17 protein-coding genes are annotated in these 14483 nt (G+C 67.7%); all 17 read right to left on the bottom strand.

Going from position 1 to position 14483, the window contains the following annotated elements; genetic code table 11:
• Positions 1–4: 4 nt before the first annotated feature.
• Entirely contained in the window at positions 5–1201 is a 1197-nt protein-coding gene (gene bamB, locus D571_RS0110320; RefSeq protein ID WP_018936610.1) for an outer membrane protein assembly factor BamB, read from the bottom strand.
• 14 nt (positions 1202–1215) lie between these two features.
• Positions 1216–1830 (bottom strand): tetratricopeptide repeat protein, encoded by a 615-nt coding sequence (locus tag D571_RS0110315; protein ID WP_018936609.1) that lies wholly within the window; start codon positions 1828–1830, stop codon positions 1216–1218.
• Positions 1831–1843: 13 nt separating this feature from the next.
• Positions 1844–3118 (bottom strand): histidine--tRNA ligase, encoded by a 1275-nt coding sequence (gene hisS / locus D571_RS0110310; protein ID WP_026287776.1) that lies wholly within the window; start codon positions 3116–3118, stop codon positions 1844–1846.
• 52 nt (positions 3119–3170) lie between these two features.
• Positions 3171–4370: a RodZ domain-containing protein gene (locus D571_RS0110305; protein ID WP_018936607.1), complete on the bottom strand. Its 1200-nt coding sequence runs from the start codon at positions 4368–4370 to the stop codon at positions 3171–3173.
• Positions 4363–5133 carry a type IV pilus biogenesis/stability protein PilW gene (gene pilW, locus D571_RS0110300; RefSeq protein WP_018936606.1) on the bottom strand — a complete coding sequence of 257 codons (771 nt, stop codon included), beginning with the start codon at positions 5131–5133 and terminating at the stop codon, positions 4363–4365. Before pilW ends, D571_RS0110305 begins: the two co-directional genes overlap by 8 nt.
• A complete protein-coding gene (locus D571_RS0110295) occupies positions 5133–6266 on the bottom strand; it encodes a bifunctional tRNA (adenosine(37)-C2)-methyltransferase TrmG/ribosomal RNA large subunit methyltransferase RlmN (protein WP_018936605.1) in 1134 nt (377 codons plus the stop codon). Before D571_RS0110295 ends, pilW begins: the two co-directional genes overlap by 1 nt.
• Before the next feature lie 119 nt (positions 6267–6385).
• Entirely contained in the window at positions 6386–6817 is a 432-nt protein-coding gene (ndk, locus tag D571_RS0110290; RefSeq protein WP_018936604.1) for a nucleoside-diphosphate kinase, read from the bottom strand.
• Positions 6818–7041: 224 nt separating this feature from the next.
• Positions 7042–7245, bottom strand: coding sequence for a Fe-S cluster assembly protein IscX (gene iscX / locus D571_RS0110285; protein ID WP_018936603.1), 204 nt, complete (start codon positions 7243–7245; stop codon positions 7042–7044).
• A gap of 19 nt (positions 7246–7264) precedes the next feature.
• Positions 7265–7603, bottom strand: a complete 339-nt coding sequence (gene fdx, locus D571_RS0110280; RefSeq protein ID WP_018936602.1) for an ISC system 2Fe-2S type ferredoxin — start codon at positions 7601–7603, stop codon at positions 7265–7267.
• 4 nt (positions 7604–7607) lie between these two features.
• A complete protein-coding gene (gene hscA / locus D571_RS0110275; protein ID WP_018936601.1) occupies positions 7608–9497 on the bottom strand; it encodes a Fe-S protein assembly chaperone HscA in 1890 nt (629 codons plus the stop codon).
• Positions 9498–9548: 51 nt separating this feature from the next.
• Complete coding sequence (hscB, locus tag D571_RS0110270; protein WP_018936600.1) at positions 9549–10070, bottom strand: Fe-S protein assembly co-chaperone HscB; 522 nt, start codon at positions 10068–10070, stop codon at positions 9549–9551.
• Positions 10071–10193: 123 nt separating this feature from the next.
• Entirely contained in the window at positions 10194–10517 is a 324-nt protein-coding gene (gene iscA / locus D571_RS0110265; protein WP_018936599.1) for an iron-sulfur cluster assembly protein IscA, read from the bottom strand.
• A gap of 8 nt (positions 10518–10525) precedes the next feature.
• Entirely contained in the window at positions 10526–10933 is a 408-nt protein-coding gene (gene iscU / locus D571_RS0110260; RefSeq protein WP_018936598.1) for a Fe-S cluster assembly scaffold IscU, read from the bottom strand.
• A 48-nt stretch (positions 10934–10981) separates the two neighbouring features.
• On the bottom strand, positions 10982–12205 hold the full coding sequence (locus D571_RS0110255; protein ID WP_018936597.1) for an IscS subfamily cysteine desulfurase: 1224 nt from the start codon (positions 12203–12205) through the stop codon (positions 10982–10984).
• Complete coding sequence (locus tag D571_RS0110250) at positions 12205–12720, bottom strand: Rrf2 family transcriptional regulator (protein ID WP_018936596.1); 516 nt, start codon at positions 12718–12720, stop codon at positions 12205–12207. Before D571_RS0110250 ends, D571_RS0110255 begins: the two co-directional genes overlap by 1 nt.
• Before the next feature lie 60 nt (positions 12721–12780).
• Positions 12781–13587, bottom strand: a complete 807-nt coding sequence (gene cysE / locus D571_RS0110245; protein ID WP_018936595.1) for a serine O-acetyltransferase — start codon at positions 13585–13587, stop codon at positions 12781–12783.
• Between the two features lie 58 nt (positions 13588–13645).
• Positions 13646–14425 (bottom strand): TrmJ/YjtD family RNA methyltransferase, encoded by a 780-nt coding sequence (locus D571_RS0110240; RefSeq protein ID WP_018936594.1) that lies wholly within the window; start codon positions 14423–14425, stop codon positions 13646–13648.
• Between the last annotated feature and the right edge of the window lie 58 nt (positions 14426–14483).

The following is a 14483-nucleotide window of genomic DNA, read 5'->3' as shown; positions in this document are numbered from 1 at the left end:
TGAATCAGTCGTCCCCGTCGGCGCCGATGCGCACGTCCACCGCGGTCAGACGACCGTTATCGGTGATCACGTACAGGGTGTCGTCCTCCAGCACCGGACGTGCCACTACCGCACCGCGGGCCACCCGGGTACGCGCGGCGAAGTCGCCGTCTTCCAGATCCAGCCAGTGCAGGTAGCCCTCGAAGTCGCCGACGATGGCGAAGTCGTCATGGATCACCGGCGCGGTCACGCTGCGCAGGCGCAGGCCCGAGTTCTCCCACTGGTCCGCACCGCTGCGCGGGTCGATGCCGTGAACATGGCTCTCGGCATCGCTGACCACCAGCCTGTCGCGGCCGATGGAGACATCCCCGCCCTGATACGACGAAAACTCCCGATCCCAGTACATCTCGCCGGAGTTCAGGTCTACCGCGGCCATGCGTCCCTGGTAACTGACGCCCAGGGCCGCGCCGCGGTAGATCGGGATATGGCCGTCCACGTCCACCATGCGCTCGACCTCCGAGCGCCCGGCGGGGATCCCGAGGGTGGTCTCCCACAGGGTATTGCCGCGATTGATCCCGAGCATCATCAGGCGGCCGTCGTCGAAGCCGGCCAGCACCCGGCCGCCCACGATCTGCGGCACGTGGCCCCCGCGCAGGCTCAGCGCGGGCGTGGTGCGCAGCGCGGTCCACTGCACCGCACCGGTAGCGATATCCAGTGCGTGCAGGCGCCCGTCGTTGGTCCGCGCGATCACCACGCCCGAGGCCACCTCGGAAATCGCGATCACCTCGCTGGACAGTCGGGTGCGCCAGCGCTCGCCCTCGCCATCATCGCTCACCGCGATCGCCATCCCCTCGAGGGTGCCAACGACGGCCACACCGTCGCCCACGGCCACACCGGAGGCGATCCGCACGTCATCCAGCTGTGTGCGCCATTCACGCGAGCCCGAGTCGCGGTCGAACGCCATCACCCGCCCGTCCGCGCCGGCGGCGAACACGCGATCCTCGGTCACGGCCGGATACACCTCCCACAGGAAACGCTCGCCGCCCCGCCCCAGCGAGGCCGACCAGCGCTCGCTCGGTTCGCCACGGACGTCAAAGTCGACCAGCTCCGCCGGGGGCTCGGTCTCGTCCCGCGAAAACAGGCCGCAGGCACTCACGGACATGGCCAGGCCCGCGACGGCGAACAGCCGCAGGACGGGGCGAAGTTGCAGCAAGTGATGCATGTTGACGGATTTCCTCAGGCGGACAGGTCTTCGTATTTCAGTTCGAGATATTCCGGCGTATGGCCGGCATCCAGCGCCTCGCGATAGTGGTCGCGCGCGGTGTCGTTGTCGCCACGGGCGCGGGCGAGATCACCGCTCAGTTCGAGCCGCAGGCCGCGGAACGCATCATCCTCGACCGAAGCCAGCACGGATTCCGCCTCCTCCAGTTCCTCGCTCTGGATCAGCTGGCGCGCCAGACGCAGACGGAACAGCTCCCGGTGCCCCGCATCCGGTGCCGCATCCACGGCCTCGCGCAGCGCCGCCACCGCGGCTTCACGGTCTTCGCCGGCCAGCGCCACTTCGGCGCGATGGGCCCAGGCGAGCGCGACATAGGGCGTGCGGCCGCCATGTTCGATCAGCTGCTGCGCCATCTCGTCGGCCTGTTCATACTGCCCCGCGCGCATGCTGAACTGCAGCACCTGATACATCTCGGAGGCCTGTTCGGCGCGCTCCGCCTGCTGACCGGTCCACCAGTTGTAGCCGAACAGGCCGGCGATCCCGAGCACCAGCCCGGCAATGACCGCCATGCCATTGTCGGACCACCACTGCTTGATTCGTTCCGCCTTTTCTTCGTCGGTGAGATAGCTCATGTTGCCTCTTCCTTCAGGATTGCAGGGCGGTGTTCAGTTCGGCGGCCAGATCCGCGCGGTTCACGCTGCGCTGCTCCGCCCCCGGTTCGCGCAGCGGTTTCACCGTCACGGTGTCCGCCGCAACCTCGTCGGGTCCCAGCACCAGGGCCAGGCGTGCGCCCAGGCGATCCGCCCGTTTCATCTGCGATTTCATGCTGCCACCGCCACAATGCTGCACCAGCTGCAGATCCGGGCGGCGATCGCGAAGTTCCTCGGCCAGCCGCAGGGCCTCGCCGGTATGGTCGGGCTCCGGCACGATCAGATAGACATCCGGCGTCCCGGGCGCGGGCGCGTCCTCGCGCGCTTCCAGCAAGGCAACCAGGCGTTCCAGCCCCATCGCCATGCCGATCGCGGGCGTCCCGCGCCCGCCCAGCTGTTCGACCAGACCGTCGTAACGGCCGCCGGCACACACCGTGCCCTGGGCCCCGAGCTCGTCGGTGATCCACTCGAACACGGTATGGGTGTAGTAGTCGAGCCCGCGTACCAGCCGCGGGTTGTGCTCCCAGGCGATGCCCAGCGCATCCAGGTGGCCGCACAGGGCATCGAAATGGGCGCGCGACTCGGCATCGAGATGGTCCATCAGCGACGGCGCGCCGGCGACCACCTCGCGCGTGCCGGGGTCCTTGCTGTCGAGGATGCGCATCGGGTTCTCGTACAGCCGGTTGCGCGCCTCGTCGTCCAGCGCGTCGCGATTCGCCTCGAAATGGGCGATCAGGTGCTCGCGGTACTGCGCGCGGCACTCCGGCGTGCCCAGGGTATTCAGTTCCAGGCGTACGTTCTCCAGCCCCAGCATGCGCCACAGCCGCGCGGTCATCGCCAGCACCTCGGCATCGATGTCCGGGCCCGGCAGGCCGAACACCTCCACGCCGACCTGGTGGAACTGGCGGTAGCGCCCCTTCTGTGGCCGTTCATGGCGGAACATCGGCCCCATGTACCACAGCCGTTGCACCTGATTGTGCAGCAGCCCGTGCTGGATCCCGGCGCGCACGCAGCTCGCCGTGGCCTCCGGCCGCAGACTCAGGCTGTCGCCGTTGCGATCCTGGAAGGTGTACATCTCCTTCTCGACGATGTCGGTGACATCGCCGATCGAACGCGCGAACAGCTCGGTGGCCTCCACCAGGGGCATGCGGATCTCGTGGTAACCATAGCGCGCGAGCAGTTCGCGCAGCCGGTCTTCCAGGTGCTGCCACAGGTGGATGCTGTCGGGCAGGATGTCGTGCATCCCGCGAATGGATCGAATGGCTTTCATCGGGTTTATTCGGGCAGGTTCCGGTTCGGGGCGCGGCCGTTCGGGCGCACCGTCATTCATCCAGATCGAATCGGGCCGTACGGTCTCCGCGGACGTGTTCTTCAAAGTCCACGGATTCGCCGTTCAGTGTCAGCTCGACGCCCGGGGCATTGCCGAGCACCGCGCGCCCGGGCAGCTCCAGTTCCAGTTCCTCGCGGGTATCCGCCGACAGCACGCCGGTCAGTACAACGGCGTCCGACGCGTCCCGGATCTCGACCCAGGAGGTCTCGCTGATCTCCAGCTCCAGCCGCGCCATGCCTTCGGCCGGCGCGGGGTCGTCGATCTCTGCCTCTTCGGTGTCAGCGGCCGCCTCCGGCGCGTCCCGCGTGACCGCCAGCGGGCGTGGCAACACCCCTTCATCCATGCCGTGGGTCAGACCGGCCGGCGCGGCGGCCACGCCCGGCTCCGCGGCCGACGGGTCCTCGGCATCGACGACGTCTGCGTCCTCGCTCCGATCCTCATCCTCCCGCGCGGCCTCTTCCTCTTCCGGCGGCGCCAGCGGCTCGGGCGGACCGATGGTCGGGGCCTCTGCCTCGACCGTGGGATCCTCGTCCGGCGCGGTAGCGGCCGGTTCTTCGTGTTCGCCCTCGGGCTCCAGCGCCCCGGCCAGCTCGCCGTTTTCACCGACCGAGAACGGCAGGGCGTCCATCGACAGCTCCTCGGTCCACAACGCGACGGCCAGGGCCAGCACGCCCGCAATCAGCAGTGCCCCCAGCCACCACGGCCACAGCCGCCGCCGGCCGCGCGGACGATGCCTGCGGGTCGCGACCGGTCGCGGGTCGGGCTCGGCCGGAGCACGCCGGTCGTAGGCCCGAATCCAGGGGTCCGGATCCACACCCAGTTCGCGCGCGCAGGAACGCAGGTAGCCACGCACGTACGCCGGGGTGATGTGATCGAAACGGTTGGCCTCGAGGTCCGCCAGCAACGAACGCCCCAGATGGGTTCGCCGCGAGAGCTCGGCGAGCTCCAGCCCGGCCGCTTCGCGCGCCACCCGCAGACCGCGTCCCGGCTGGGCTTCGCCATCGTCGTCGCCGGGAGACTCGGGGCCTTCCTCGGAAAAGGGCCGGTCCCGTATCGTCAGGCCACTGGTGACCGGCGGCTCTTCCTCATGGCCCGGCCCCCCGGAGGCGCTCAGTGGCGGACGGCCAGCGGCCGTGTCGTCCACGTCCTCCACACGGCCCAGATCCGGTTCGCGCGAGCCGCGATCAGCCACCTTCCCGCTCCAGCCGTTGCAGCTTCGCGGCCTGGCTGCTGTCCGGGTATTCCTCCTGCAGCCGCTCGGCACAGGCCGCCGCGTCGCGGTCACGGCCGAGGTCCGTCTCGGCCTGATAGCACAGCAGCAGGGTCTCGGCATTTTCGATGCCGCGCCCTGACAGCCGCTGGAGGAAGGCACGCGTCTGCATCGGTTCGCCCCGCTGATAGCTCACCGAGGCCAGTTCCAGCAGGGCCCGCGGGCTTTCCGGATTGCGCTCCAGCGAATCGCGCAGGCGCTGCTCCGCGCGTTCGTATTCGCCCTCGTCGGCGTAGCAGGCGCCCGAATTGAGCAAGGCCAGGTCGCGCCGGTCGTAGTCGACGTTGTCGATTGCCTTGCCGAAAAGATCCTGGGCGCGCTCGAAGTCACCCTGGCGGCAGAGCATCGCACCGGTACTCACCTGGATATGCGGATCATCCGGGTCCTGGGCCAGGGCACGCTCGTAGTGCTCCACCGCTTCGTCCACCGCGTCCCGCCGTTCGTACAGCGTGGCCATGCCGAGATTCGCCATGGCGTGATTGCGATCATATTCCAGCGCCCGCTTCAGGCTGACCTCCGCCTGGTCGAATTCACCCTCGCGGATGTACCCGATGCCCAGTTCGGCATTCACGTCGGCGGCTTCGTTGCTCTCGCCAGCGCGCTGTTCCATTGCCCCACAGCCATGCAGGAGACCGGCCAGCGCAAGGACCGCAGCCGCACGCCCCAGCGACTTGCCACTCCCCATCAGGAAGCCCTCCGCTGGTTAGCCGGGATCTCCGCGTGCAGCCGGATCATGCGCAGGCCCCGATTGGTGCGATCCTCCACCTGTCCCACCAGCTGGCCGCAGGCGGCATCGATGTCATCCCCCCGCGTGCGCCGCACCGTCGTCACGTACCCGGCCTTCTGCAGCAACCGTTCGAAGCGCTCGATATCCGCCTCGCCGGGGCGCTCGAACGGTGCCCCGGGGAACGGATTGAACGGGATCAGGTTGAGCTTGCAGGGCAGGCCGCGCAGCAGTGCCGCCAGTTCGCGCGCATGCTCGGGCCGATCATTGACCCCTGCCAGCAGGACATATTCGACGGTCACCCCGCTGTGCGACCCGGTCGCCTCCACGTAGCGCCGGCAGGCATCGATCAGGGGTGCAATGGGGTATTTGCGATTGATCGGGACCAGGCGGTCGCGCAGTTCATCGTTGGGGGCATGCAGGCTCAGGGCCAGCGCCACGTCGGTGTGCTCCGCAAGCCGATCCAGCGCCGGCACCAGACCCGAGGTCGACACCGTGACCCGCCGCCGGCTGAGCCCGTAGGCGTTGTCATCGGTCATCAGCTGCAGCGCCGGCACCACCGCGTCGAAGTTCGCCAGCGGCTCGCCCATGCCCATCAGCACCACGTTGGTGACGGCGCGCGGACGACCTTCGGGTGCCGGCAGACGCTGCATCGCCAGCCAGACCTGGCCGATGATCTCGCTGCTGGTCAGGTTGCGGTTGAAACCCTGCTGGGCGGTGGAGCAGAAAGTGCAGTCGAGCGCGCAGCCGACCTGCGAGGACACACAAAGGGTGCCGCGGCCGCCGTCAGGGATATAGACGGTCTCGATCGCGTTGCCATCGGGGAGACGCAGCACCCATTTGACGGTGCCGTCATCGGAGGTCTTTTCCAGGGCGACCTCGGGCGTGCGGATCTCCGCCTCGGAGGCCAGGCGTTCGCGCAGTTTGCGCGAGACATCGGTCATCGCATCGAAGTCCGTTACCCCGCGTTGATGGATCCACTTGACCAGCTGGGTGGCGCGGAAACGGGGCTCACCCCACTGCGCGAAGAGCTCGACCAGCTGATCGCGGCTGTAACCCAGCAGGTTGACGGGGGCGTGATTGGACACGGACATTCCTACGACCGATTGGAGCGGATCCCACAGTGTACTTCGCCCGGGACCCGCCTGCCTACAGGCAATGCACCGGGACCGAGCACGTCAGGTGCCCGGCCCCGGTTCCTGCGCGGCAGATCTCAGCGCGTACGCGGGCAGACGCCGTCGTCACCGAAGAAGAACGCGATCTCGCGCTCGGCGGTATCCGCGGCATCGGAGCCGTGCACCGCGTTCTCGTCGATGGACACCGCATAGTCGGCACGGATGGTACCGGGGGCCGCCTCGGCGGGGTTGGTCGCGCCCATGATGTCGCGGTTCTTCGCGATGGCGTCCTCGCCTTCCAGCACCTGGACCATCACCGGACCGGAGATCATGAATTCGACCAGATCGTTGAAAAACGGGCGTTCCTTGTGCACTTCGTAGAAGGCTTCGGCCTGGGCGCGGTCGAGGTGCATCATGCGTGCGCCCACGATCTGCAGGCCGGCGTTCTCGAAACGGCTGTAGATCTCGCCGATCACGTTCTTCGCGACGGCGTCGGGCTTGATGATGGAAAGGGTACGTTCAACGGCCATGGGGCTCTCCTGAGTCTGGACAAAATCGTCTGGGCAAGGGGGATGGCTCCGTGACCGCAAACACGAAACCCGCCGGATGGCGGGTTCCCGATGCGAACGCGGTCACGGGCGCAACACGCGGCGCGCAGTGTAGCGGCCGGGCCGGCGCGCGGCAACGGCCGCACCGATTCGTCCGGCACCACCAACGCTCTTACCCCGCCTTGCAGCAGGCGCCCCCTCGACGATCAGTCGTCGAGGTCGGCCTCCTCCATCCAGGCCAGCTGGATCGCCTCAAGGATCCGTTCGCCGGAACGGTCGGGGTCATCATCGAACTCGGGAAGCTCGATCACCCAGTTACGCAGGTCGACGAAGTTCACCGTACGCGGATCCACGTCCGGATGCTCGTCCGCAAGCTGCATCGCAATTTCGCTGGTATCGGTCCACTTCATGACCGCACTCCCCCGCTGATCAGTGGTTTTCGGACACCTGATTGATGGTGTACTTGGGCAGTTCCACGACCAGATCGGCATCGCCGACCACGGCCTGGCAGGACAGTCGCGAATCGGGCTCCAGGCCCCACGCCTTGTCCAGCATGTCTTCCTCGTCCTCGGTGGGCTCCTCCAGACTGTCCATCCCTTCACGCACGTACACGTGACAGGTGGTGCAGGCGCAGGACTTCTCGCAGGCGTGTTCGATCTCGATCCCGTTCTTCAGGGCGAGATCGCAGATGCTGATGCCCGGCTCGGCCTCGATGGAGGCCCCCTCCGGACAGATTTCCTCGTGCGGCAGAAAGATCACCTGTGGCATGGGGTCAGTTCCCTGAGTCGTCGTATTCGGAGACATTGTGGCCGGCCAGTGCGCGGCGAATGCTGTCGTTCATGCGGCGCGCGACGAAGGCCTCGGAGGCCTGTTCGACGCGCTTGCGCGCGGCCTCGATGGCGTCCGGATCCTCGCCGCGGCCGCGTTCTTCGGCCAGGGCGTCGCGGGCGGCCTCGATGTTCGCGCGTTCGTCGGCGTCCAGGTAGCGGTCGCCATCGGTTTCCAGCGCGGCGTTCAGCGCCTCCAGCACGCGGTCGGCCTCGACCTGCTCCTCGCGCAGCCGGCGGGCCTCCATGTCGTCGCGCGCCGCGGAGGCGGAATCACGCAGCATCTGTTCGATCTCGGCGTCGGTCAGTCCGTAACTGGGCTTGACCTCCACGTGCGCCTCTACGCCCTGGGTCTGCTCGCGCGCGGTCACGCTCAAAAGGCCGTCGGCGTCCACCTGGAAGGTGACCCGGATGCGCGCCGCCCCGGCGACCATCGGCGGGATCCCGGACAGGGTGAAGCGCGCCAGCGAACGGTTGGCGTCCACCACGTCGCGCTCGCCCTGCACCACGTGCAGCGACATCGCGGTCTGGCCGTCCTTGAAGGTGGTGAATTCCTGCGCCCGACTGACCGGGATGGTGGTGTTGCGCGGGACGATGAATTCGACCAGCCCGCCCATGGTTTCCAGGCCCAGCGACAGCGGGATCACGTCCAGCAGCACCAGCTCGGTGTCCGGCTTGTTGCCGGCGAGGATGTCCGCCTGCTGCGCGGCGCCGATCGCGACCACGCGATCCGGATCGATCCCGGCACGCGGTTCACGATCAAAAAATTCCTGCACCGCCTCGCGCACCGCCGGCATCCGGGTAGAGCCGCCCACCAGCACTACCTCGTCGATGGCGTCGCGCGCAAGACCGGCATCGGTCAGCACCTGGCCGCAGGCCTCGAGGGTGCGGTCCAGCAGCGGGCGCGCCAGTTCCAGCAGGCCGGCGCGATCCAGCTGCCCCCGCCATTCGCTGCCATCGGCGCGGGTCACACGCACCTCGGTGGTGTCCGCCTCGGTCAGCGCCTCCTTGGCGCGGCGCGCCTCCAGGGTCACGCGGCGCAGGCGCTGCGGATCGTTTTCGCCCTGCATGCCCGCCTGCTGCAGCAGCCATTCGGCCACGCTGCGGTCCACGTCGTCGCCGCCCAGCGCGGAGTCCCCGCCGGTCGCCAGCACCTCGAACACGCCGCGACGCAGCTGCAGGATGGAGATATCGAAGGTGCCACCGCCGAGGTCGTACACCGCAATGGTGCTCTCCTCTCCCTGGTCCAGGCCGTAGGCGACGGCCGCGGCGGTCGGTTCGGAGATCAGCCGCAGGACATTGAGGCCGGCGAGCTGGGCCGCATCCCGGGTGGCCTGGCGCTGGGCGTCGTCGAAATAGGCCGGCACCGTGATCACCACGCCCTCCAGCTCGTCGCCCAGGGTCGCCTCGGCCCGTGCCCGCAGGGTCCCGAGGATATCCGCAGAGACCTCCACGGCGGTCTTGTCGCCGGCCGCAGTCTCGATGCGCGGAACGCCGGATTCGTCCGCGGTCTTCAACCGGAACGGCAGCTCGCCCGAGAGCGTGGCGACATCGGCCGCAGCGCGCCCGATCAGGCGCTTCACCGACGCGATGGTGTTGTGTGGATCGTCCGCGGCGTGATCGGCCGCTTCGTGCCCCACCTGCGCGCCCTCCGCGGAATAATGCACCACCGACGGCAGGATGTGGCGCCCCTGTTCGTCGGGCAGGGTATCGGCCTCGCCGCTGCGGACGGTCGCCACCAGCGAGTGGGTCGTCCCCAGGTCGATCCCCGCCGCCAGATGACGCTGGTGCGGGGCGGAATCGACGCCGGGTTCGGTAATCTGCAATAACGCCATCGCGTTCGGCTCCTGAACAGGCTTGAGGTAGTGCGGATGCGGCGGACGGGGTCAGGCGCCCAGCGATTGCCGGGTACGCTGCAGCTCTTCCAGCAGGCGGTCGAAGAACCGCAGCTCCAGCACGCGATCCCGCGCGTCATCGGCGGGATTTTCGGGGTCATCCAGCGCGCGGGCAACCTTCGCCCGCGCCTCGGCACGGGCATTGCCGAGTTCTTTGGCCAGGGCCTCCAGTGCCGCGGCGTCTGCGGCGCGTTCGGCTTCCTCCAGCCGCTCACGCCACTCGATCTGCGCCTCGATGAAGCCCATGTCGCGGCTGGTATCCCGTTCCGGGTCGAATTCGAAGCCCGCGCGCTCGAGGATCCGCACGGCGCGCCGATAGTCATTCGCCAGGATATCGTGGGCCTCGTTCACGTCCGCCGCCATCGCCGCGGCCATGCGCCGGGCCTGGTCGCCCTGACGCACGAAACGGTCGGGGTGGAGCTCCGCCTGCAGCCGCCGGAAACGTTCTTCCAGCGCCTCGCGGTCCACTTCGAAAGTCACCGGGAGATCAAACTGCTCAAACGGATCGTTCATCGGCCGACTGCCCCTTCCCTGTCCGTAACGAAAAACCGGGCCCCGCCGGCCCGACAAAGAAAAGGGGTGAGCCGGCCGTCCGTACCGGACCGCCCCGACACACCCCGCGCACCTCCGGTGCGGTCAGATACTGAAGCTTTCACCGCAGCCGCAGCGGGCCTTCTCGTTCGGGTTGTTGAAACGGAAACCCTCGTTCAGGCCTTCCTTGCCGAAGTCGAGTTCGGTGCCGTCGAGATACACCAGAGACTTGGGGCTCACAACGAGCTTCACCCCGTCGACCTCGAACACCGTGTCGCTCTCCTCGATCTCGTCGGCAAACTCGACCACATAGGCCATGCCGGAGCAGCCGGTGGTTCTCACCCCCAGCCGCACCCCGACACCCTTGCCCCGCTGTTCGAGGAAGTGCCGGATGCGGTCAGCCGCGCTGTCGGTCAGTGTGATCGCCATGTCGTCCTTCAGGCCGTCTTCTGTTCCGGTTCTTCGGCGCCGTGCTTCTCCTGATAATCGGAGATCGCCGCCTTGATCGCGTCCTCGGCCAGCACCGAGCAGTGGATCTTCACCGGCGGCAGCGCCAGTTCTTCCGCGATCTGCGTGTTCTTGATCTGGCTCGCTTCTTCCAGGCTCTTGCCGCGGACCCATTCGGTCAGCAGCGAGCTGGAGGCGATCGCCGACCCGCAGCCGTAGGTCTTGAACTTGGCGTCCTCGATCACGCCGTCGTCATTGACCTTGATCTGCAGTTTCATCACGTCACCGCAGGCCGGCGCACCGACCATGCCGGTACCGACCGCATCGTCGCTCTTGTCGAAGCTGCCGACATTGCGCGGATTTTCGTAATGATCCATCACCTTGTCACTGTAAGCCATGGTGTTTCTCCTGTTCGCGTACCCGTGGGTGGTTGTCCCGGGACGGCCTCAGTGGGCCGCCCATTCGATGCTCTTGAGGTCGATGCCTTCCTGGTACATCTCCCAGAGAGGCGACAGTTCGCGCAGCTTGCCGACGGCCTTGTGCACGATGTCGATGGTGTGGTCGACCTCTTCGACCGTGGTGTGGCGGCCGATGGAGAAGCGGATCGAGCTGTGCGCCAGCTCGTCGTCGCGACCCAGGGCGCGCAGCACGTAGGAGGGCTCCAGGCTCGCCGAGGTACAGGCGGAACCGGAAGACACCGCGATGTCGCGCAGCGACATGATCAGGCTCTCGCCCTCCACGAAGTTGAACGAAACGTTGAGGTTGTGGGCCACGCGGCGTTCCTTGTCGCCGTTGAGGTAGACCTCTTCCATGTCGTTGAGGCCCTCCCACAGCCGGTCACGCAGCATGCGGATGCGCTCCAGCTCGGTGCCCATCTCCGCGCCGGCGATCCGGAAGGCCTCGCCCATGCCGACGATCTGGTGCGGCGCCAGCGTGCCCGAACGCATGCCGCGTTCGTGGCCGCCGCCATGGATCTGCGCCTCGATGCGCACGCGCGGCTTGCGGCGTACGTACAGCGCGCCGATCCCCTTGGGACCGTATGTCTTGTGTGCCGAGAAGCTCATCAGGTCCACCGGGAGCTTCGACAGGTCGATGCCCACCTTGCCGGTCGACTGGGCCGCGTCCACATGGAACACGATGCCGCGCTCGCGGCACAGATTGCCGATCGCCTCGATGTCCTGGATCACCCCGATCTCGTTGTTCACGTGCATCACCGAGACCAGGATGGTGTCGTCGCGCATGGTGTCCTGCAGCTCCTGCAGGTCGACCAGGCCGTTCTCGTCGACGCCGAGGTAGGTGACTTCGTACCCCTCGCGCTCGAGCTGGCGCGCGGTATCCAGCACGGCCTTGTGCTCGGTCTTCACCGTGATGATGTGCTTGCCCTTGCGCTGGTAGAAATGCGCGGCACCCTTGATCGCCAGGTTGTCGGCCTCGGTCGCGCCGCTGGTCCAGATGATCTCCCGCGGATCCGCGCCGACCAGGCCCGCGACCTGCTCGCGCGCCTTCTCCACCGCCTTCTCGGCATCCCAGCCAAAGCTGTGGCTGCGCGACGCCGGGTTGCCGAACAGCCCGTCACGCGTCAGGCACTTCTTCATCTCCTCGGCAACGCGCTCGTCCACCGGGGTGGTCGAGGAATAGTCGAGATAGATTGGCAGTTTAAGGTCACTCATCACGCATTGCTCCTGTCCGCGGCCGCCATCGCGCCCGCCTTATCGATTTTGTCGTCGCTCTTTCCGTGCAGCGTTACCGGTCGCTCGCCCTGCTCGCGGGCCTCGCGACTCGCCTCATGGCGCTCCAGCACCTCGGCCAGCGAGCGGTTGCTCAGGAAGTCATACACCTGGTCGCTCAGATCCGCCCACAGGTCGTGGGTCAGACAGCGCGAGTTCTTGTTGCAGTTCGCCTTCCCGCCACAGCGGGTCACGTCCACCGGTTCGTCCACCGCCATGATGATCTCGGCCACGTTGATCTCACCGGCATCGCGGCTGAGGGCGTAACCGCCGCCCGGACCGCGGCTTGAGACCACCAGACCCTGCTTGCGCAGCCGGGAGAACAGCTGCTCCAGGTAGGACAGCGAGAGCTTCTGGCGTCCCGCGACCTCGGCCAGCGACACCGGCCCCTCGCGGGTATGGGTTGCCACATCGAGCATGGCGGTCACGGCGTAACGTCCTTTGGTCGTCAGTTTCATTGCTGGATGCGCCCCGTTGATCAGCTTGCAGCCAAGACTAGCAATACCTGATCAAAATAGTCAACTACTGCCCTGCTGTTTGCGGGGCGGGATTTCGCAGGTATCCGGCTCCAGCCCTTCCAGGTCACACGGGTCCAGCGGATGCCCGGTGTCTTCGCCCAGCGCCTCGCCCGGATCGATACCGGCACGCTTGAGGGCCTGACAGGCCTTCTCCATGCGGTCGTCCAGCTCGTGCACCCGATCCACGATCCGGTGCAGCGCATTCGCCACCGGGTCGGGCATGTCGCGGGTCACGCCGTAGGCATCGAAACCCATGCGACTGGCCGCCTGCTGGAACCTCGGATCCGGCTCCGGGCGCGGCCCCAGCACGCGGGCCGGGATGCCCACCGCGGTCGCATCGGCGGGCACGTCCTTGAGCACCACCGCGTTCGAGCCGATACGCGCTCGGTCACCGACGTGGATCGGTCCCAGCAACTTGGCCCCGGCACCGATCACCACCTCGTCGCCCAGCGTCGGGTGGCGCTTGCCCCCCTCCCAGCTGGTCCCGCCGAGGGTCACCTGATGGTAGATGGTGCAGTCGTCACCGATCTGGGCGGTCTCGCCGATCACCACACCCATGCCGTGGTCGATGAAGAAGCGCCGACCGATGCGCGCTCCCGGATGGATCTCGATACCGGTCAGCAGCCGCGCGATGTTGCCAAGAATCCGGCCCAGCCAGCGCAGACGGTGATTCCACATCCAGTGGGCGACCCGATGGAACCACAGCGCATGCAGACCCGGGTACGCCGTCAGCACCTCGAAGGCGTTGCGGGCAGCGGGATCGCGTGCAAACACGCAGCGGATATCCTCGCGCAGGGTCCTGAACATGGCGGCTACGATCTCAAACCTGACTTGTCCGCTAGGGTATCACAGCCGCCCGCCGCACTCACCGTCCACGCAGGGTACGGGTGAGGATGCCACGGAGCAGGCGGACCTCCGAGGCACTGGGCTCCGCGCGCAGATAGAGATGACGCAGCCGCCGCATCAGATGCCGCGGGTTCTCCGGGTCCAGCATGCCGATCGCCTCCAGGGCCTCCTCGTAGTGGGCGAACAGGCCCTCCAGCTCGGCATGAGTGGCCGCCGGATCCTGCGCACTCGCCGACCCGCGCGCAGTGGCGGGGTCTGCATCCTCCGGCGACGTAGCGAGCGCGGCGCGGCGCACCGCCCAGGTCATGATCTGCACGCTGCCGGCGAGATTGAGCGAGGAAAACTCCGGGTCGGTCGGGATGCGCACGAAGGCGTGACAGTGATCCAGCTCGTCGTTGGTCAGGCCGCTGTGTTCGCGCCCGAACACCAGCGCGACCGGCCCGGCGCCCGCACCATCCAGCACCCGCCCGGCCGCTCCGTCGGGCTCCAGCACCGGCACCGAGTGGGTCCGGGTCCGGGCGCTGGTGCCCACCACCTGATGGCAGTCGGCCACCGCCGCGGCCAGCGAATCCGTCACCGTCGCACGCGCCAGGACATCGTCGGCGCCCGAGGCCAGCGCGGTGGCGTCGGCGTGCGGGAAACGCTCCGGTGCGACCAGCGCGAGATCACGCATGCCCATGGCCTTCATCGCGCGCGCGGCCGACCCGATATTGCCCGGATGGGTCGTTCCCACGAGGACGATGCGGACCCGTTCACACAGGGTGCGCGCCGCGTCTGCCTGTTCCCGTTCTCCTGCCACTGGCCCCTTGCCCTCCCCGGCCCGCTCGCATGCGGGCGCGATTGTACACTGCCGCGCG

Source organism: Thioalkalivibrio sp. ALJ24, from assembly GCF_000377785.1.
Classification (GTDB): Bacteria; Pseudomonadota; Gammaproteobacteria; order Ectothiorhodospirales; family Ectothiorhodospiraceae; genus Thioalkalivibrio.
This window is presented reverse-complemented; position numbering and strand designations above follow the sequence as displayed.

Coding starts and splice junctions, on each gene's coding strand:
- iscX (WP_018936603.1), bottom strand. CDS start 7,245: ATGAAGTGGACCGATACCAGCGAAATTGCGATGCAGCTTGCGGACGAG.
- D571_RS0110255 (WP_018936597.1), bottom strand. CDS start 12,205: ATGAGTGACCTTAAACTGCCAATCTATCTCGACTATTCCTCGACCACC.
- ndk (WP_018936604.1), bottom strand. CDS start 6,817: ATGGCCGTTGAACGTACCCTTTCCATCATCAAGCCCGACGCCGTCGCG.
- D571_RS0110315 (WP_018936609.1), bottom strand. CDS start 1,830: ATGAGCTATCTCACCGACGAAGAAAAGGCGGAACGAATCAAGCAGTGG.
- fdx (WP_018936602.1), bottom strand. CDS start 7,603: ATGCCACAGGTGATCTTTCTGCCGCACGAGGAAATCTGTCCGGAGGGG.
- hscB (WP_018936600.1), bottom strand. CDS start 10,070: ATGAACGATCCGTTTGAGCAGTTTGATCTCCCGGTGACTTTCGAAGTG.
- cysE (WP_018936595.1), bottom strand. CDS start 13,587: ATGTTCAGGACCCTGCGCGAGGATATCCGCTGCGTGTTTGCACGCGAT.
- hisS (WP_026287776.1), bottom strand. CDS start 3,118: ATGAAAGCCATTCGATCCATTCGCGGGATGCACGACATCCTGCCCGAC.
- D571_RS0110250 (WP_018936596.1), bottom strand. CDS start 12,720: ATGAAACTGACGACCAAAGGACGTTACGCCGTGACCGCCATGCTCGAT.
- bamB (WP_018936610.1), bottom strand. CDS start 1,201: ATGCATCACTTGCTGCAACTTCGCCCCGTCCTGCGGCTGTTCGCCGTC.
- hscA (WP_018936601.1), bottom strand. CDS start 9,497: ATGGCGTTATTGCAGATTACCGAACCCGGCGTCGATTCCGCCCCGCAC.
- pilW (WP_018936606.1), bottom strand. CDS start 5,133: ATGGGGAGTGGCAAGTCGCTGGGGCGTGCGGCTGCGGTCCTTGCGCTG.
- iscA (WP_018936599.1), bottom strand. CDS start 10,517: ATGGCGATCACACTGACCGACAGCGCGGCTGACCGCATCCGGCACTTC.
- iscU (WP_018936598.1), bottom strand. CDS start 10,933: ATGGCTTACAGTGACAAGGTGATGGATCATTACGAAAATCCGCGCAAT.
- D571_RS0110295 (WP_018936605.1), bottom strand. CDS start 6,266: ATGTCCGTGTCCAATCACGCCCCCGTCAACCTGCTGGGTTACAGCCGC.